The sequence below is a fragment of the Polymorphospora sp. NPDC050346 genome (assembly GCF_040655695.1).
Lineage (GTDB): Bacteria > Actinomycetota > Actinomycetes > Mycobacteriales > Micromonosporaceae > Polymorphospora > Polymorphospora lycopeni.
In genome coordinates, this window is record NZ_JBFAKM010000005.1 from 22418 (window position 1) to 40597 (window position 18180).

At 70.0% G+C, this 18180-nt stretch carries 15 protein-coding genes; 10 read left to right on the top strand and 5 right to left on the bottom strand.

Going from position 1 to position 18180, the window contains the following annotated elements:
- Positions 1–9: 9 nt before the first annotated feature.
- Positions 10–885 (top strand): TauD/TfdA family dioxygenase, encoded by an 876-nt coding sequence (locus tag AB0I42_RS06875; protein ID WP_357534892.1) that lies wholly within the window; start codon positions 10–12, stop codon positions 883–885.
- Between the two features lie 2 nt (positions 886–887).
- Here AB0I42_RS06875 and AB0I42_RS06880 read toward each other — a convergent pair whose 3' ends face one another.
- Positions 888–2003 carry a hypothetical protein gene (locus AB0I42_RS06880; protein WP_357534893.1) on the bottom strand — a complete coding sequence of 372 codons (1116 nt, stop codon included), beginning with the start codon at positions 2001–2003 and terminating at the stop codon, positions 888–890.
- A gap of 134 nt (positions 2004–2137) precedes the next feature.
- Positions 2138–3196, bottom strand: coding sequence for an FAD-dependent monooxygenase (locus AB0I42_RS06885; protein ID WP_357534894.1), 1059 nt, complete (start codon positions 3194–3196; stop codon positions 2138–2140).
- A 375-nt stretch (positions 3197–3571) separates the two neighbouring features.
- Between AB0I42_RS06885 and AB0I42_RS06890 the strand changes: the two genes are divergently transcribed.
- Positions 3572–4744 (top strand): hypothetical protein, encoded by a 1173-nt coding sequence (locus tag AB0I42_RS06890; protein ID WP_357534896.1) that lies wholly within the window; start codon positions 3572–3574, stop codon positions 4742–4744.
- An 86-nt stretch (positions 4745–4830) separates the two neighbouring features.
- Here AB0I42_RS06890 and AB0I42_RS06895 read toward each other — a convergent pair whose 3' ends face one another.
- Entirely contained in the window at positions 4831–5598 is a 768-nt protein-coding gene (locus AB0I42_RS06895) for an FCD domain-containing protein (protein WP_357534898.1), read from the bottom strand.
- Between the two features lie 219 nt (positions 5599–5817).
- Here AB0I42_RS06895 and AB0I42_RS06900 point away from each other — a divergent pair, with 219 nt between their 5' ends.
- The 8 genes from AB0I42_RS06900 (at position 5818) to AB0I42_RS06935 (ending at position 13495) form a co-directional block, all read left to right on the top strand.
- Positions 5818–7056: a sugar ABC transporter substrate-binding protein gene (locus AB0I42_RS06900; RefSeq protein WP_357534899.1), complete on the top strand. Its 1239-nt coding sequence runs from the start codon at positions 5818–5820 to the stop codon at positions 7054–7056.
- Positions 7057–7123: 67 nt separating this feature from the next.
- Positions 7124–8077 carry a sugar ABC transporter permease gene (locus tag AB0I42_RS06905; protein WP_357534901.1) on the top strand — a complete coding sequence of 318 codons (954 nt, stop codon included), beginning with the start codon at positions 7124–7126 and terminating at the stop codon, positions 8075–8077.
- Positions 8074–8889 (top strand): carbohydrate ABC transporter permease, encoded by an 816-nt coding sequence (locus AB0I42_RS06910; RefSeq protein WP_357534902.1) that lies wholly within the window; start codon positions 8074–8076, stop codon positions 8887–8889. The genes AB0I42_RS06905 and AB0I42_RS06910 overlap by 4 nt, the downstream gene beginning before the upstream one ends.
- A 6-nt stretch (positions 8890–8895) precedes the next feature.
- Positions 8896–10044: a galactonate dehydratase gene (gene dgoD, locus AB0I42_RS06915; protein ID WP_357534904.1), complete on the top strand. Its 1149-nt coding sequence runs from the start codon at positions 8896–8898 to the stop codon at positions 10042–10044.
- 2 nt (positions 10045–10046) lie between these two features.
- On the top strand, positions 10047–10673 hold the full coding sequence (locus tag AB0I42_RS06920) for a bifunctional 4-hydroxy-2-oxoglutarate aldolase/2-dehydro-3-deoxy-phosphogluconate aldolase (protein ID WP_357534906.1): 627 nt from the start codon (positions 10047–10049) through the stop codon (positions 10671–10673).
- On the top strand, positions 10670–11677 hold the full coding sequence (locus tag AB0I42_RS06925) for a sugar kinase (RefSeq protein WP_357534908.1): 1008 nt from the start codon (positions 10670–10672) through the stop codon (positions 11675–11677). Before AB0I42_RS06920 ends, AB0I42_RS06925 begins: the two co-directional genes overlap by 4 nt.
- A 26-nt stretch (positions 11678–11703) precedes the next feature.
- Positions 11704–12933 (top strand): D-mannonate dehydratase ManD, encoded by a 1230-nt coding sequence (manD, locus tag AB0I42_RS06930; RefSeq protein ID WP_357534910.1) that lies wholly within the window; start codon positions 11704–11706, stop codon positions 12931–12933.
- Entirely contained in the window at positions 12923–13495 is a 573-nt protein-coding gene (locus AB0I42_RS06935; protein WP_357534912.1) for a gluconokinase, read from the top strand. Before manD ends, AB0I42_RS06935 begins: the two co-directional genes overlap by 11 nt.
- A gap of 134 nt (positions 13496–13629) precedes the next feature.
- On the opposite strand, the gene AB0I42_RS06940 is transcribed toward AB0I42_RS06935, so the two are convergent.
- Positions 13630–15402 (bottom strand): stealth family protein, encoded by a 1773-nt coding sequence (locus AB0I42_RS06940; protein WP_357534914.1) that lies wholly within the window; start codon positions 15400–15402, stop codon positions 13630–13632.
- A gap of 30 nt (positions 15403–15432) precedes the next feature.
- Positions 15433–18162, bottom strand: a complete 2730-nt coding sequence (locus AB0I42_RS06945) for a CDP-glycerol glycerophosphotransferase family protein (protein WP_357534915.1) — start codon at positions 18160–18162, stop codon at positions 15433–15435.
- Between the last annotated feature and the right edge of the window lie 18 nt (positions 18163–18180).

An 18180-nucleotide genomic window follows, 5' to 3' on the forward strand; every position in this document is an offset into this window, starting at 1 on the left:
GGGAAAGAGATGGACAACCACGTACTGGCCGCCGTCGAGCGGCTGACGACCCGGCCGCAGGAGCACTACGACACGTTCACCGCCCGGCCGCTGTCGCCGGTCATCGGCGCGGAGATCTCCGGCCTCGACCTGTCCACCGAACTGGACGACAAGGAGCTCGCCGAGATCAAGCAGGCCTTCCTCACCCACCACGTGCTGGTCTTCCGTGATCAGGTGCTGTCGGCCGAGGACCACAAGCGGTTCGCCGGCTACTTCGGCGAGCTGCGGTTGCAGCCGCTCGCCGACGTCGACGGCGGGGACCCGGCCATCCTGGAGATCAGCGCCGACAAGGACTCGCAGTTCGTGGCGGGCGAGGACTGGCACACCGACGGCACCGCAGACGCCGAACCGTCGCTGGGTTCGATGCTCTACGTCACCAGGACGCCGGAGATCGGCAGCGGCGGCGACACCCTGTGGGCCAACATGCATCTGGCGTACGAGATGTTGTCCCCGTCGATGCGGTCGTTCCTCGACGGGCTGACCGCGATCCACGACGGCCTGATCCCGTGGCAGGGCTACACCCCGCCGCCGGAGTACGTGGTGCCCAAGAGCGAGCACCCGGTCGTCGTACGGCACCCCGAGACCGGGCGCAAGCTCCTCTTCGTCAACGCCGGCTTCACGTCGCACATCGTGCAGTTGGCGCGGCACGAGAGCCGGGCGCTGCTCGACATGCTCTTCAACCACGTCGCCGGCCAGCCAATCCTGAGCTGCCGGGTCCGTTGGACGCCGAACACGCTGGTGTTCTGGGACAACCGCTGCACCCAGCACCACGCGGTGTGGGACTACTACCCGCACTCGCGCTACGGCCAGCGGGTCACCGTCAACGGCACCCGGCCAACGGCGTAGCGCTAGCGCAGGACGTTGGTGACGTGCCCGCCGGGCTGGATGTTGGGGGCCTGGAACGAGAGCGTGGTGGCGTTCCACGGCTCGGGATAAGGACCTACCGGGGGAGTCGGCTTCGGGATGCGGATCTGCCACGCCCTGCCGTTGCCGCACCAGTCGCCGTCGAGGTGGTCGCCGTGGATGGTCATGGCGACCGGTTTTCCCGGAATGGCGACACCGGCCGCGGTGGCCGCGGTCGGCTCGTGCCAGGTTCCGGCGACGTTCGAGGTGGCCCGGACGGCACCGTCGTGGCCGGCGAACACCACGATGGTCGGGCCGCCGGCGAACTGGGCCACGGCGAGGTGTGCCCCGGCCGGTGCGGCTCCGGTGCCGGCGACGGCGACCGGTGCCCACGGGTCCGGCAACGGGCCGCCGGTCAGCCGCACCTGCCAGATCTGTCCGTCGAGCCCGGTGACGAACCCGGCCGCGGCGGAGGTGGCGGCGAGCCCGCCGCCGGGGGTGGCGAAGTTCGGTGGGCTGGCCGGGGCGGTCGTCCAGGTGCCGGTGCCGCTGGACCGGACCACGCGGAGTGCGCCGTCGGTGCCGACGAACGCGACGCCGGGGGTGGTGCCGGGGATGGCGGCGACCGCCGCGCCGGGTGGAGCGATGCCGGCCGCGGTGACCTGCTGCGGCCCGGCCGGGGCAGTGCTCCGGTATGACCTGTTGAAGACGGCGCCGTTGCGGGCGACGAAGAAGACGTCCAGGCCGGCGGCGGCTATCGGGGCTCCGGGCGGGGCCATGCCGTAGGGGCCCTCGATGCTGACGCCGGGCCCTCCGGCGCCGCCCGAAATGGTCCGTGACGCGACGAGACCGCCGTGCACGCCGATCGCGAACGCCGTGATGCTGCCGCTGGCGAACCGGATGGTGGCGACGCCGGCTCCGGGCGGCGCGAACAGGTCACCGTGCACCACGGCCGGTGTGCCGCCGGTGGACTTGTAGAGCAGGCCGTTCGCGCCGGCCGTGAACGCCTCGACCTGGTTGTCGGCGTACGCCGGTGAGGTGCCGATCGGCACGGCCGTGAGGATCAGCGCGGCGCCGACCGCGGCCGCGGCGCGCCGGTATCCGGCGCGGATCTGCGTCATGAGTGCCCCCTTCGGATGGTGGAACCGGTAGGGACAGACTCGCCGGGCGACCGCCGATTAGATAGAGGTAAATCGATCGACTTCGGGTATCGGCAATTCCCGCGCGCTCCCGACCGGCGCGGCTCCTCGGCCGACTATCCGGGGGCGACGATCTGCTCGGTGTAGGCCCAGTCGTCCTCGAGAGCCGCGTCCCGCTCCTCGGTCAGGCCGGTGAGGTCGGCCGCCCCGACCCGCCCGGCGGCGGCGACCCGGTCCCGCAGGATCCGGGCGGTGACCAGGGCGGCCCGGGTGCCCTGGGCGGTGACCGGATCCAGGTGGTAGCCGGCGTCGCCGACCAGGCACCAGCCCGGTCCACTCATCGGCCGGCGCAGCATCCGCATCCGACCGGCACCGCCGACCGACGTGGCCCGCCGTCCGGCCACGACAGCCGGCCCGACGTGCTGATCCGCGCGCACCATCCGGTCGTACATCCGCGCCGGGTGCTCGCCGGCCTCGTCGATCAAACTCTGGTGCAGGTCCAGGGCGACACACCACTGCTTGTCACCGCAGGGGGTGGAGATGAGGACACTGCGGTCCTGCAACGAGAAGTACGAGCGGTCCGTCGGCAGCGGCAGGTTCTCGTAGTAGGCGAGCAGTGCGAACCACGGCGAGTCGACGACCCGGTAGGCCGTCGCACCGACCCGCTCGGCGTTGCGCGACAGCCGGCCGTCGGCGAGCACCAGCAGGTCACAGGTGATCTCGCGGTCGACCCCGGCATGCCGGACGGTCACCCCGCGCACCCCGCCGGCGTCGAGCGCGATGTCGCGCAGCTGGGCCGGACGCAGGACGGTGACGTTGCCACGGCCACGGGCCGCGGCGAGCAGCGCCGGGTCCAGCACCTCGCGGGAAACACTCATCCGGTACGAGTACTCGTCCTCCAGCGGATACACCCGCTCGACGACCTCGTCGCCGACCCGGTAGGTGTCGCCGTACGTGCGCGGGGCACCACAGGCCAGAACGGTGTCGAGGAGCCCGAGTTCGGCCCAGGCGAGATTGCCGGTCCGGTCCCAGGTGGACTGTTGCGGCCAGAACGCGGTGGGGCGCGACGCGTCCACGACGAGGATCTTCTCCGCGTACGGGGCGAGTGCCCACGCGGTGGCCGCACCGGCGATCCGGCCGCCGGCGACGACGAGGTCCCAGTGGCCGGCGATCATGGCAGGACCGGCCCGGCGCCGTGGTGCTCCGGGGGTCGCTGGCTGTCATCGCTCGACACGGCTCAGTGTCCCACCCTGAACTGGCCTGGGGAAAGGGCGACCACGAAGGCCGCGATCACGCCCGCGGCGCACCACCATGTTGATTTTGGACATATACGCTCCGATCAAGATCGGAACAATCGCCCTCCACGACAACCGCGAATACATGCGAAAGAATCATTACGCAGAGTGACTTTGTGAGGCTGGCGCGGAACACTCCGGAGTTGTGGTGGTCAGTGGGCCGCCGCGATTCCGTTGTAGGAGGCCGCACAGATGATCGGATCACAGCCCTCGAGCAGGCGCGCGATTCTGCATCGTGCACTTGTCGCCACAGGCGTGGCGGTGCTTGTCGCCGCGTCGCTCACCAGCCCGACATCGGCGGCATCAGCCGTCGACGCCAAGCCCGTCCCGACCGGCGCCGTACCCGGTGGGTTCGCCACCTGGTCGGAACTGATCGAGGTCCAGACCCGCCTCAACGCCGCCGCCGACAAGGTGGAGGCGGCGAAGAACGCCGGCTTCGCCGGGCTCGTGGCCGCTCCGGAGAACCGCGAGCTGCGGGTCTACTGGAAGGGTGACGCCGGGACTGAGGTGCGTTCGCTGATCGCCGACCTGAACCGCGACGTACCGGTGAGGTTGCTGCCGGCCCGGTTCTCCGAGGCCGAGTTGGCGAGCGCGGCCCGCGGGTTCACCACCGTGCCGAACGTCGTCAACGCCATCCCGAAGGTCGACGGAAGCGGCATCCAGCTCACCGTCAGCGGCGGCGACAGCGCAAGAGCCGGCGCGGCGCGCGCGGTACGCGACTCCACCGTCCCGGTCACCGTCGTGGCCGGCGAGAAGCCCGTCGCCACCTACAACCGGCAGGCCGACGTCCCCTTGTACGTCGGTGGCAGTCGGTTCCGGACGCCGATCGGCGAGTGCACCACCGGCTTCGCGATCTTCCTGGGACCCAACTCGGCGATGCTCACCGCCGGACACTGCGGCGAGAACGGTCAGAATGCCTACACCGGCGCCGGCGTCTGGTTGGGCAACATCCACAGCAAGAACACCTGCCAGGACACCATGATCATCGGCGGCGCCTATTCGGCAGGCAGGGTCTACACCGGCGACCCCTACTCGAACAACCGTGTGGCAGTCGGTGGCGCCGCCCCCAACCGCGTCGGCAACTGGGTCATCACCAGCGGAGCCACCAGCGGCGAGCGCAACAGCATCCAGGTCACCGCGACCGGCCTGTTGACCACCGTCGCCGGCATCCCGTGCGCCATGGTCGGGCCACTGATCCAGGCCCGCCACACCGGCGGACAGTGCGCGGTCGCTCCCGGCGACAGCGGCGGCCCGGTGATCGCCTACCGCACCGACGGCAAGGTGAACGCTCACGGCACCATCACCGCCGGCTCGGACCCCGTCCCAGACAGCGCCTGCCCCGGCACCATCCACACCCCGGGCTACAACTATGTGTACTACGCCCCGATCACCATCACGGTGAGGGGCACCAACTTGATCTATGCCTGACCTCGACGGACGCACCGGGCCTGTCGGCACCGCCGACCGGCAGGCCCGTCGGGCGGGCCGTACGCGTTCCCGACCGGGCGCCGCTGTCAGAAGGGGTGTCGCTCGGTGGCGCCTTCCTGCTCCCACATCGAGGCCATCTCGTCGAACGCCTGCTCCATGAGCTGCACCATGGCCCGGCGGGCGCCGTCCCCGTCCCGGCGCTGGATCGCCTGTGCAACGTCGGCGTGCAACTGAAGTGCCTGCTCGTGCGGCTGGTGTGGCATGAGGTGGTGGTGGTGGCGTCCGGCGAGCACCTCGGCCACGAGGTCCTGGAGCTTGACGAACATCTCGTTGCCGGAGGCGCGCAGCACCCGGTGGTGGAACTCGATGTCGAGGTTGAGGAAGCGGTCCTCGTCGCCGGCCTTGCCGGCGGCCCACATCTTGGCGGCGAGGCCGACCAGGTCGCTGGCCTCGTCGTGGCTGACGCGATGGGCGGCGAGCCAGGCGGCGTGCGGTTCCACGGCCGTACGTAGCTCGGTGATGGAGCGGAGTTGGGCGATGCGTCCGGCCGAGGCGAGTCGCCAGCGGATCACCTGGGGATCGAAGACGTTCCAGTGACCGGCCGGGCGGATCATGACGCCGACCCGCCGACGGGTCTCGATGAAGCCCATCGACGCGAGCACCCGGAGCACTTCGCGGATCACCGAGCGGGACACCGCGTAGCGGTCGACCAGGTCATCGATGTTGAGCACTGCCCCGGGGGCCAGGTCGCCGCCGCAGATGGCGGTGCCGAGGTGGTCGAGGACGCGTCCGTGCAGGCCGGCCTCGGTGGGAGCGGTCTGGGTGGGAGCGATCCCCGAGGACGGCAGATTCACGCGTCAGAGCATATCAGTTAGGTCTCCCCCTTGTATAAGTCTGCTTTTTCGGCCTAGCATCCCGAAGTTAAGCGGATGTAAAACGCTGAGGTCGCGCCCGTCCCCCGAGGTGGCGACCGGTGACACGCCCATCCCCCGCGGGTGGCGACCAGCACAGAAGGAGAGACGGACGTGGGACGTCGATCGATAATCGGGACATCTCTGGCGGCGGTAGCCGCCATGACGCTGTCCGCCTGTGGCGGCGGCGGTAGCGGCGGCGAATCGGACACCGTGCGGGTGACGCTGGTCAACCACGTGTGGACCGAGAACATCCGGAAGGTGATCCCGGAGTTCGAGCAGCAGACCGGCCTGAAGGTCGAGGTCACCCAGCTCGGCGAGGACCAGCTCTCGGACCAGTACAACGTCAAGCTCAACGCCGGCTCCAGCGACATCGACGTGATGATGTACCGGCCGCTGCAGGAAGGCCGGCTGTTCGCGAAGAACGGGTACCTCGCCGACCTGACCGACCGGGCCAAGGACAGCGCCGACTTCGACTTCGCCGACTTCCAGGAGACCCCGGTCGGGGCCACCACCCACGAGGACAAGCTGGTCGGCATCCCGATCATCACCGAGCAGCAGGTCCTCTACTACCGCAAGGACCTGCTGGAGAAGTCCGGCTTCAGCGCCCCGCCGGCCACGCTCGACGAGCTGAAGGCCCAGGCGACGAAGATCCAGGCGGACAACCCGGGCGTGGCCGGCTTCGTGGCCCGGACCGGCAAGGCCGCCGCCGTCACCCAGTTCTCCAGCTTCCTGTACAGCTTCGGCGGCGACTTCGTCGACGCGTCCGGCAACGCCGCGGTGAGCACCGAGGCGGCCAAGCAGGCGTACGCCTTCTACGGCGGACTGCTGCGCGAGAACGGGCCGGCCAACGTCAGCACCGACATGAGCTGGTCCGAGGCGATGGCGATCTTCACCCAGGGCCAGGCCGCCTTCTACCCGGAGGCCAACTCGCTCTACAAGAACGCCACCGACCCGAGCAAGTCGAAGGTCGCCGAGACCGTCGGGTTCGCGCCGATGCCGGCCGGCCCGGCCGGTTCGAAGCCGTACAACATCCCGTCGTGGGGCCTGGCCCTCAACGAGGCCTCGGAGAACCAGGACAACGCCTGGAAGTTCATCGAGTGGGCGGCCGGCAAGGCGCAGACGCTGGAGCAGCAGAAGGCCGGCGTCCCCGGTGCCCGGACCTCCGTCTGGGAGAACCCGGAGGGCATCTCGACCTACCCGGCCGACATGGCCGAGGCGATCACGGTGAGCCTGGCCAACGGCGTCGGCCACGACCGGCCGGTCGTCGAGCGGGTCGCGCAGGCCCGGGAGATCGTCGGGCAGCCGATCGTCGACGCCATCACCGGCGGCGACGCCGCGGCCTCGGCCGAGACCGCCAACGCGGCGTTCCAGAAGTTCCTGGACGACGAGGCCCGCTAGTTCCGAGCGCGGGGTGGTGGGGCCAACTGCCCCACCACCCCGCCCGGGCTCCCACCACGGAGATCTGATGGCAGTTGTAACCGCCCCCAGCAAGGCGCCCAGTGACGCCTCCGTCATGCCCGACACGCCCGGTTGGGCGCGTTGGGCCAACGACCATCGCAAGTGGCTCTTCGCGGCCCCGGCGATGGCCTTCGTCGTCGCGCTGATCATCTTCCCGCTCGGCTGGACGATCTACCTCAGCCTCACCGACTCGTCCGGATCCGTCCGCGCCGAGTCGGAGTTCATCGGTTTGCGGAACTACATCGACGTGCTCGGCGACACCGACCGGTTCTGGCCGGCCGTGGGGCGTACCGCCGCGTTCACCGGTGTCGCGCTGCTCTTCGAGGTCGTCCTCGGTATGGCGATCGCCCTGCTGTTGTGGCGGCCGTTCCGGGGCGAGAAGTGGGTCCGGGTCGCCATCCTCCTGCCGCTGGTCGCCACCCCGGTCGCCGTCGGCATGATGTGGCGGCTGATCTTCGATCCGAACATCGGGCTGGCCAACCAGGCGCTCGGCTGGATCGGCATCGGCCCGCAGCCGTGGCTGGCCGGGCAGCACACCGCGCTGCCCACCACGATCTTCATCGACATTTGGCAGTGGACGCCGATGGTCGTACTGATCCTGCTCGCCGGGCTGACCTCGCTGTCGGACGAGCCGCAGGAAGCGGCGATGATCGACGGTGCCAGCCCCTGGCAGCGGTTCCGGCACGTCACGCTGCCGCTGCTGATGCCCACCGTGATCGTCGCGGTCCTGCTGCGCGGTATCGACGCGCTGAAGACCTTCGACATCCTCTACGCCACCAAGGGTCGTGGCGGTGGTTCGTTCAACGAGGTGGAGACCCTCAACGTGTACGCCTACGGGCTGAGCTTCGACTACAACGAGTACGGCCTCTCCTCGACGGTGCTGATCCTGTTCTTCCTGATCATCATCGGCTCGATGTGGGCGCTGACCTACCGCAAGAAGAAGCAGGAGGCCGGCCGATGAAGGCACGCTCCGGGTTCAAGGTCTTCCGCGCGGTGGCGCTGGTCCTCGTGGTGCTCTCGCTGGTGGCGCCGCTGCTGTGGATGGTCGCCGCGTCGTTCAAGACCAACGTCGACATCTACGACTCCAGCAAGGCGCTGATCTTCACGCCCACCCTGGACAACTACGGCACCGTCCTGCAGCAGGCCAACTACGTCCAGTTCATCGTCAACAGCCTCTGGGTGGCCTTCGCGGCGACCGCGCTGTCGCTGCTGCTCGGCGTGCCGGCCGCGTACTCGATGAGCCGCTTCAACATGAAGAAGTCGGCGCTCGTGGTGCTGATGGCCCGGGTCATCCCCGGCGTATCGCTGCTGGTGCCCTGGTACTACGTCTTCTCGAACCTGCGCATGGTCGGCGGCTTCAGCGTGCTGATCCTGAGCCACATGTTCGTGTCGCTGCCGCTGATCGTCTACATCATGATGGGCTTCTTCGACGGCCTGCCGGACGAACTCGAGGAGGCGGCCCAGGTCGACGGGCTGACCCCCATCGGCGCGTTCCGCCGGATCACCCTGCCGCTGTCCGTGCCGGGCATCGCGACCGCCGGCATCCTGTCGTTCATCTTCTCCTGGAACAACTTCATGTTCGCCCTGGTGCTCTCCGGCGCGAGCACGAAGACCCTGCCGGTGGCGATCTTCGACTTCGTCGGGTACGCCAGCATCGACTGGGGCGGTCTGATGGCGGCGACCACCGTGGTCACCCTGCCGATCATGGTCATCGCACTGTTCGTGCAGAAGTACATCGTCTCCGGCCTCACCGCCGGTGCGACGAAGGGCTGATCGACGATGACAATCATCTCCCGCGTCGAGACCTTCCTCGTCGCGCCCCGCTGGCTGTTCGTCCGGGTGGAGACCACCGACGGGCTCGTCGGCTGGGGCGAGGCGACCTGCGAGGGCCGGTCCGAGACCGTACGCACCGCCGTGGAGCAGCTCAGCGAGGTGCTCATCGGCCAGGACGCGCTGCGGATCGAGGACCACTGGCAGGTGATGACCAAGGGCTCCTTCTACCGGGGCGGCCCGATCCTGGCCAGCGCGGTCGCCGGCCTGGACCAGGCACTGTGGGACATCGCCGGCAAGCGGTACGGCGCCCCCGTACACCAGCTTCTCGGCGGGCCCGTGCGGGACCGGATCCGGGTCTACGGCTGGGTCGGCGGTGACGAGCCGAACGAGGTCCGCGACCACATCGCCGCACGGGTGGAAGCCGGGCTGACCGCGGTGAAGATGAACGCCTCCGGCCGGATGAGCCCGGTCGCCTCCGTCGCCGAACTCGACGCGGTGGTGGCCCGGGTGGCCGCCGCCCGCGAGGTGCTCGGCGACGAGCGGGACGTGGCCGTCGACTTCCACGGTCGGTTCACCCTCGCCAACGCCCGCCGGGTCGCGCCGCTGCTGGAGCCGTACCGGCCGCTGTTCCTGGAGGAACCGGTGGTCCCGGAGAACTCGCACCTGATCGGCGAGTTCGTCCGCTCGACCACCACCCCGGTGTCCACAGGGGAACGGCTCTACAGCCGGCAGGAGTTCCTGCCCGTGCTCCAGGCCGGCATCGCGGTGGCGCAGCCGGACCTCTCGCACGCCGGCGGCATCACCGAGGTACGCAAGATCGCCGCGCTGGCGGAGGTCTACGACGTACAACTCGCCCCGCACTGCCCGCTCGGCCCGATCGCCCTGGCCGCCTGCCTGCAGGTCGGCTTCGCCACGCCGAACTACCTGATCCAGGAACAGAGCATCGGCATCCACTACAACCTCGGCGCCGAGGTGCTCGACTACTGCGTCGACCAGCAGCCGCTGAACTTCGTCGACGGGTACGTCCAGCGGCTCACCGCGCCGGGACTGGGCATCGAGATCGACGAGCAGGCGGTACGGGCGGCGGACAAGCGTGGACACGCCTGGCGCAGCCCGACGTTCCGGCACTTCGACGGCTCCTACGCGGAATGGTGATCATGACTGTCGACCTCACCGCCGAACTCGCCGCGACCCGCCTGCTGGCGATCATCCGGGGCACCGACACCGCCGCCGCGATCGCGGCCGGCACCGCCCTGCTGGCCGAGGGCGTGTCGATCGTCGAGGTGGCGCTGACCACCCCCGGCGCCTGCGAGGCGATCGAGGCGATCCGGGCGACCGCCCCGGCGGGCTGTCTCGTCGGCGCCGGCACCGTGCTGACCGCCGCCGACGTGGCCGACGTGGCCGCTGCCGGCGCCCAGTTCGTGGTGACCCCGGCGGTCGTCGAGTCGATCGGCGAGGCGGCCCGCCGTGGCCTGCCGGTCGCCGCGGGCGCGCTCACCCCGACCGAGGCGTACGCGGCGGTGCGGCAGGGCGCCAGCGCGGTCAAGCTCTTCCCGGCGTCGGTGGGCGGGCCGGCGTACCTCAAGGCGGTGCGCGACCCGTTCCCGAACATCCCGTTCGTCGCGGTCGGCGGGGTCGGCCTGGCCGAGCTGCCCGCCTACCTGGCGGCCGGGGCGATCGCGGTCGGGGTCGGCGGCCCGCTGGTGGGTGACGCCGCGTCCGGTGGCGACGTCGACGCCCTGCGCGAGCGGGCCCGGGCCTTCGTCGCCGCGACCCGGCCATGAGCGACCTCACCGCCGCCCCGAGCCGGCCCGTGCCCGAGCCGAACGCCGGCGTGGGCGGCGTCGACGTGCTGACCGTCGGCGAGGCGCTGGTGTCGCTGCGGTCGTCCGCCCCGCTGAACCTCGGCGGGGCGCTGACCATGCACCTGGCCGGCGCCGAGTCGAACGTCGCGATCGGACTGGCCAGGCTCGGCCACCGGGCCGCCTGGGTCGGCCGGGTCAGCGACGACGAGCTGGGTGAGTTCGTCCTGCGCCAGCTTCGTGCCGAGGGGGTCGACACGTACGGGGTCCGTCGTGACCCGGACCGGCCGGCCGGTCTGATGTTCCTGGAGCGGCGGACCGCCGACCTGACCCGGGTGATCTACCAGCGGGCCGGGTCGGCGGGATCGGCGCTCGGCGTCGACGACCTGCGTGGACCGCTCGCGGCCGGGCCGCGCCTGGTGCACCTGAGCGGGGTCACCCCGGCGCTGTCCGACAGCGCCCGCGAGGCCGTGACGTGGGTGGCGCGGGAGGCGGCGGCCGTGGGCACGCCGGTCTGTCTCGACGTCAACCACCGGGCCCGGCTCTGGTCGCGGGAAGCCGCCCGCGCCGCCCTGGTCCCGCTGGCCGGGTACGCGTCGATCGTCGTCGCCTCCGCCGACGAACTGGACCTGGTCGCCGAACCCGGTGCCGACGAGGACACCGCGGTTGCCGGCCTGCTCCGTCGAGGCGTACACACGGTGCTGGTGAAGCTCGGCGCCGACGGCGCCCGGGCCTACACTCGCGACGGTGTCACGCCCGTCGCGGCGGTGCCCGTCACCGCCGTGGACACCGTCGGGGCCGGCGACGCGTTCACCGCCGGCTACCTCTCCGGGCACCTCGACGGGCTGGACCTCACCGGCCGGCTCGGGCGCGCGGTGGCGCTCGGCGCCTTCGCGGTCGTCGCCAGCGGCGACTGGGAGGGCCTGCCCCGCCGCGACGAGTTGTCCCTCATCACCGGCAGCGTCGCCGGCACCACCCTCCGCTGAGCACCACCCCGAGAAAGGCACCTCTCGTGAAGATCGTCGCCGCCGACGTCATCGTCGCCAGCCCGGACCGCAACTTCGTGACATTGAAGATCACAACCGAGGACGGCATCACCGGGCTGGGCGACGGCACACTCAACGGGCGCGAACTCTCCGTCGCCTCGTACCTGCGGGACCACGTGGTGCCGCTGCTGCTCGGGCGGGACGCGCACAACATCGAGGACGCCTGGCAGTTCCTCTACCGCTCGGCGTACTGGCGGCGGGGGCCGGTCACGATGGCGGCCATCGCGGCGGTCGACGTCGCGCTGTGGGACATCAAGGCCAAGGCCGCCGGCATGCCGCTCTACCAGCTGCTCGGCGGCGCCTCCCGCACCGGTGCCATGGCGTACGGCCACGCCTCCGGCCGCGACCTGCCGGAACTGTTCGACTCGATCCGCGCCCACCTCGACCTCGGTTTCCGGGCGATCCGGGTGCAGACCTCCGTGCCCGGCATCAACGCCGTGTACGGCGTCGCCGCCCAGCCCAGCATCGACGGCAAGCGCTACGACTACGAGCCGGCCCAGCGCATCCCGCTGCCGGCCGAGGAGGACTGGGACACCCGGGCCTACCTGCGGCACCTGCCCGGCGTGTTCGAGGCGGTCCGGAGCGAGTTCGGCCCGGAACTGCCGCTGCTGCACGACGGCCACCACCGGATGACCCCGATCCAGGCCGCCAAGCTCGGCAAGGCCCTCGAGCCGTACGACCTGTTCTGGCTGGAGGACTGCACCCCGGCGGAGAACCAGGAGGCCCTGCGGCTGGTCCGCCACCACACCACCACGCCGCTCGCCATCGGCGAGGTCTTCAACACCGTCTGGGACTACCAGACCCTCATCCGGGAACAGCTGATCGACTACGTGCGGTCGGCGGTCACCCACACCGGTGGCATCACCGCCATGCGCAAGCTGCTCGACTTCGCCGCCCAGTACCAGATCAAGTCGGGCATCCACGGCCCGACCGACATCTCGCCGGTCGGCATGGCCGCCGCGCTGCACCTCGACCTGGCCATCCACAACTTCGGTATCCAGGAGTACATGCGGCACGGCGAACTGACCAACCAGGTGTTCCGCCAGTCGTTCACCTTCACCGACGGCTACCTGCACCCGGGCACCCAGCCCGGCATCGGTGTCGAACTGGACGAGGAGGCCGCCGCGCGCTTCCCGTACCAGCCGGCGTACCTGCCGTTCAACCGGCTCAAGGACGGCACCGTCCATGACTGGTGACCTACCGCCGACCCGGCACGTCGTGGTGATGGGCGTGTCCGGTGCCGGAAAGACGACGGTCGCCCAGGGGGTGGCCGCGCTGACCGGGCTGACCTTCGCCGAGGCCGACGAGTTCCACTCCGAGGCCAACGTGACCCGGATGCGGGCCGGCGTACCACTGGACGACGACGCCCGCTGGCCGTGGCTGCGCGCCCTGGCCGACTGGATGGCGGACCGCCACCGCGACGGCGTGTCGACCGTGCTGGCCTGCTCGGCGCTGCGGCGCACCTACCGCGACGTGCTGCGGCAGGGGCCGCCGGGCGTCGACTTCGTGCACCTGGACGGGCCGACCGAGGTCATCCGGGAGCGGATGTCGCTGCGTGCCGGCCACTACATGCCGGCGAGCCTGCTCGACTCGCAGACCGCGACCCTGGAGCCGCTCTGGCCGGACGAGGAGGGCGTCGTGCTCGACCTCCGGCTGTCCACACAGGAGCTGATCGACGCCGCCGTCGAACGGCTCGGCCTGCCGGTGCGTGAGGTCCCGTCCACGGTGTCGGCGGTGGCACCCGAACGGCAGCCGTAGGGGCGGACCGACGACGTACGGGACCTCGTACTGGCCCGGGTTGGGCAGCAGGACGTCGTGACCCGCGCGGGCGGCGGTCCGACCTACCGGTCGGGCCGCCGCCCGGTTTCATGTCGCCCGACCACGATCGGTGCTCAGGCCTTCTCCCAGGGGCTGGGCACCGGGAAGTAGGTGTCCAGGAAGGGCGTCAGGATCTTGAGCTGCTGGGCCAGGTCCTCCTCGGTGGAGAACGCGTCGTTGAGGCAGAACACGTGCCGGTCACGGTGGGCCAGCAGGTGCGCCAGCCGTGCGGGCGTGTCGGGGTGGGACAGCTCCGCGATGGTGTATTCGAGATCGCCCGGCACCGCCCGCCCGGTGTGGAACGCGTAGTAGTGGTGCAGCGACGAGGCGATCGAGATGTCCGTCATGCTGCGGAAACGATTTGCGGCGGTCCGCTGGTGCTCGACCGGCAGGGTCTCCTCGATCTCATACAGCACACTGCGCCGTAGCGCGTGGGGCATGTGCTTCATCTTCCGGGAGAGCACCGTGCCGAAACGCTCGGCGATCAGGGCGCGGTTGTTCTTGCCGGCCGCGGACGCGGGGATGTCGTCGGCGTTCGGGGGGCCCGGAGGCACCAGCGCCGGTGACGGGAAGAACCGGGAGATGCCGTTGGCCAGGAAGAAGTCCTGGGGCGACACGTCGGTGCCGAGAAAGACGTCGTCGTTGAAGTAGAGGAAGTGCTCGGAGAGCCCGTCGACGTGGTGCAGTTGGCTTTCGATCGCGTGCGAGTTGTATGTCGGAAGCACCGAAGGGTCGGCGAAGATCTCCTGGTGGCCGACCACCCGTAGGCCCGGAACGGACGGGGCCAGCCAGCCGGGCACCTGGTCGTCGGTCACCAGATAGATGGTGCGTACCCAGGGCGCGAACAGGTGCACCGACCGCAGCGAGTAGCGCAGTTCGTCCCGGCTGAGGAACCGGGCAGCACTCGCCGCCTCCGCGTGGTAGGGAACTCCGGCTGCCTCGGCACGGCGACGCAGCCAGTCGGGGTCGGTGCCGTCGACCCAGGTGTAGACGATGTCGATCGGAAAGGCGACGTCGTCCGGGAGCCGACCGGCGAACTCCGGCCGGGTGCGGACGAGGGCGGGGTCGGGGTCGGTCGCGGCCACCATGCCGGTGAAGAGGGACTCGGAGCCAGGCTCGATCGGCGCCGACGCCGCGACCCGCTGTGCCACGGGATTGCGCCGGGGTGCGACCAGGGCCTCATCCTGCCGGGTCCAGAACTCCACGTCGCAGCCGTACGCCTGGCCCAGCACCAGCCGCTGCCGTGGATCGGTCAGGTACCAGGTCAGCCGCAGCACCGTGGCGTCGGCCAGTCGCTCCCAGACCTTCGGATCGAACCCGGCGGCCGGAGGCTGCTCGCCGCTGGCCCGTGGGACCGTCACGTAACCGGGGACCTGTCGGCAACTGTCTGCCAGCGCGGCATACACCCGGGCGCGGTCCGCGGCGTCGACGGCGACGACGGACGATCGGTCGGACCGGCCGCGGACGCGGAAGTACTCCACGCCCGCCTCCTCGAGCGCCGCCGTCACCGAAGCCAGGTTCGCCATCCGGGCACGCAAGGGCGTGGCGTCCGCGTCAACCTGGGCGATGCGGGGTGCGCGGTCCGCCGTGACCACCGCCCGGTCGCCGCCGGCGAGCAGTTCCGGATGCCGTCGGGCGATCCGTTCGGCGTGCCGGCCCGCCATCTGGGTGTCCTGGGAGACCCTGGCGACCCACTGCTTCAACTGGTGACGGGCCTGCGGGCTCACCTTCGTCGCGATGGCACGCCGGGTCTGCGGGCTGAGCATCCGACGGTAGACGTTCACCAGGCCCGACGGCTCGGCCAGGGCCCGGGGGGTCTCGGGCGGGTTGGCGCTCCCGTCAGTCATCCGCGTCCTCCGATCCGACCGGCCGCCGGCTCACCGCTGCGGCCCCGGCAGCGCCGCGATCGCGGCGGCCACCCGCTGGCAGTTGTTGCGGTCCTGGACGGCGAAGAAGTCAGCCGCCCGGCGCGAGTACTTCTCCTCGCGAACGCACCGGTTCTCCAGGTAGCGGACGATCGCGTCGACGGTTTCCTCCGCCGTCTCGGCGACCGGGCCGAACCCGTCCTCCCGCGCGTCGAAATAGCCCTTCTTGTAGCCGCCGATGGTGAAGAACTCCTCGGCGTCGAACTGTGTGTAGATCAGCGGAGTGCCGAGATACGCCACGTCGACCGCGGTGGAGGAGTAGTCGGTGATGAACAGGTCGCACTGGCGCAGCGCGTCCTGCACGGTGCGCGTCGTCTGGTCCGCCATCGCGAAACAGTCGTCGGCCGGTACGACGTCGGTCAGCAGCGAGCGCATCTCGTAGTGCGGAAGGAACTCCAGCACGTAGCCGTGCCCGCGCAGGGCCTGCCGCAGCCGCTCACTGCCGAACAACTCCGACAGGAAGACCTGGTATGCGGATCCCTGGAACGCCACCCGGGGACGGGCCGCCTTGTTGTACGACGGGGTCACCAGATACGTGCGCCAGGTGGGCATGAAGAGGATGCGCCGGCGGCCCCGGTCAGGCACCAGAGCGTCGAACCGTGGCAGCCCGGTGGTCTTCACCAGGTCGCCGTAGTCGAGGTCCGTCGAGACGTACTCCGCCTCACGATGGGCCGAGGTCACGAAGAGGTCGAAGGCGCCCCGACCGCGGTGCAGGCCGGCGCTGACGTCCTTCTCGATGACGCCGTGCTGGAGAAAGACCCGGGACGATCCGATCCGCCAGTTCAGGTGCTTCAGGAAGGGCGAGCGTTCCCACCGCGTCGGCAGCATGTAGGCGTCGATGTCGTACGAGTTGATCAGCTTCGTGGTGTGCAGCATCAGGAACTTGTGTCGGAACGAGTCGTAGGTGACGACATTGCCCAGGTCGCGCAGCCGATGACGGTCCGGACTGTCCTTCGTCAGCACGTAGTAGACGTTCCGCCGGCGCTCCACCTGGCGCAGGTGGCGGAACAGGTGCGACGAGTTGTCCTGGGCGGTGTCCTTACGCTCACCGACCAGCCAGATGTCCCGCCGGCCCATCAGTGGAGCGGTGACCAGGCGGAGCAGGCGCTGCTTCCAGAACGGGGCCCGCGCGGCGATGTGCCGCAGGTCCTTGCGCACCATCATGTTCCGCCACCGGCGCCGTCCGGTCGGCCCGGCCTGACGCTGGACCAGCAGCGCCGCGTCCTCCCGCCCGGTGAAGGTGGGCAGGATCCTGGTGTCGCCCGCGACCTTGGTGTTCGCATCCCGCAGGAACGCGGCGGAGATCTGGCACTGCCGGGACGCCTGCCCGGTCTCGCTCAGGAACACGAGTCGGAGGTTGTGCTGGCCGTTGCGTAGCTGGCTCACGGGAATCTCCGCGGAGAATCCCCTCCACTCATGACTTTCGTCAGCGGCCTTCAGGTCGAGGCGTCGTTCCTGGACGACGGGCACCGTCAGGCCGCTGCCGCGCACCCGCAGCCCCAACGGCGTACGCATCGGTCCGCACATCGGCAGCCCGTTGATCACGACATGTCCGGAGAGCTTGAGTACGTCCCCCGAGGGGGAAAGCCTCGCCTGCTCGAGACGGGCCGACACGGCGCTCACCCGGGTCAGCGGTAGCAGTGCCGGCGTGACGGGGTAGTCGAGGTACAGGTCGCCACCGCAGGCAACGACTCCCCGCAGCCGCTCCCCGGGCCGCGCGAACAACTCGAAGTCATAGGACTTCACCGCCAGGTACGCCACCCGGTGCCGGGTGTCCAGCGTCCACCGGGCGATGAAGGAGGGGTCGATGTCCTGGTAGATCCGGATGAGCTTCTCGAAAATCTTCCACAGGTCCGCGTCTTCGAACACCCCGTGTGCACGCATCGCGAAGCCCTGGTAGCTGCGCACCAGGAACCGCTCCAGCACCTCGCGCCGGAACACGTCCAGTTCCGGACGGAGGTCCGCCAGGGTGGCACAGAGCTCCAGGTGGTCCCAGAAGTTCTGCTTCCGGACGAAAAGGTTGTCCATGATGGAGCTGGCCGCTTCCCGCTTGCGGTACTGGTAGACCACCTCGTCCACCAGGGCGATCCGCTCCGCCTTGAGCAGCATGGGAATCGCCAGGAAGGCGTCCTCGAAGTACACTCCCTCCCGGAACCGCAGCCCGTGGGCGCGAAGCTGGGCGAGATCGTAGATCTTGTGGCACGGCCCGGCGTCGAAGATCAGATCCGGGGCGTCGACCACCGTCTCCAGGAGCCGGTCGCCCTTGCCGAAGGGCTTCTTCCACAGAAACATGGTGGGCTTCGGGAAGGTGTCCATGTCACCGACCGCGATGCTCGCCTTGTGCGTGACGATCGCCTTGAGCAGCACCTCGATGGCACGCGGCGGCAGCAGGTCGTCCGAGTCGACGAACGCGACGTACGGGGTGTCGGCCATGTCCAGCGCCCGGTTCCGGGCTGCGCCCGGTCCGCTGTTCTCCTGCTGGACCGCGGTCACGTTCGGGTGTTCGGTCGCGAACTGCTTGGCCAGCAGATCGGAGCCGTCGGTGCTGCCGTCGTCGACCAGGATGACATGGCACTGGGCGAAGACGGTCTGCGCGGCGATCGAATCGAGCGTCTCGGGCAGGTAGTCCGCGACGTTGTAGACCGGGACGATGATCGTGACCTGGCGGGCGGGGCTTACCACTCTGGGCTCCACTGAGAA

Coding starts and splice junctions, on each gene's coding strand:
- AB0I42_RS06875 (WP_357534892.1), top strand. CDS start 10: ATGGACAACCACGTACTGGCCGCCGTCGAGCGGCTGACGACCCGGCCG.
- AB0I42_RS06880 (WP_357534893.1), bottom strand. CDS start 2,003: ATGACGCAGATCCGCGCCGGATACCGGCGCGCCGCGGCCGCGGTCGGC.
- AB0I42_RS06885 (WP_357534894.1), bottom strand. CDS start 3,196: ATGATCGCCGGCCACTGGGACCTCGTCGTCGCCGGCGGCCGGATCGCC.
- AB0I42_RS06900 (WP_357534899.1), top strand. CDS start 5,818: ATGACGCTGTCCGCCTGTGGCGGCGGCGGTAGCGGCGGCGAATCGGAC.
- AB0I42_RS06905 (WP_357534901.1), top strand. CDS start 7,124: ATGGCAGTTGTAACCGCCCCCAGCAAGGCGCCCAGTGACGCCTCCGTC.
- AB0I42_RS06910 (WP_357534902.1), top strand. CDS start 8,074: ATGAAGGCACGCTCCGGGTTCAAGGTCTTCCGCGCGGTGGCGCTGGTC.
- dgoD (WP_357534904.1), top strand. CDS start 8,896: ATGACAATCATCTCCCGCGTCGAGACCTTCCTCGTCGCGCCCCGCTGG.
- AB0I42_RS06920 (WP_357534906.1), top strand. CDS start 10,047: ATGACTGTCGACCTCACCGCCGAACTCGCCGCGACCCGCCTGCTGGCG.
- AB0I42_RS06925 (WP_357534908.1), top strand. CDS start 10,670: ATGAGCGACCTCACCGCCGCCCCGAGCCGGCCCGTGCCCGAGCCGAAC.
- AB0I42_RS06935 (WP_357534912.1), top strand. CDS start 12,923: ATGACTGGTGACCTACCGCCGACCCGGCACGTCGTGGTGATGGGCGTG.
- AB0I42_RS06940 (WP_357534914.1), bottom strand. CDS start 15,402: ATGACTGACGGGAGCGCCAACCCGCCCGAGACCCCCCGGGCCCTGGCC.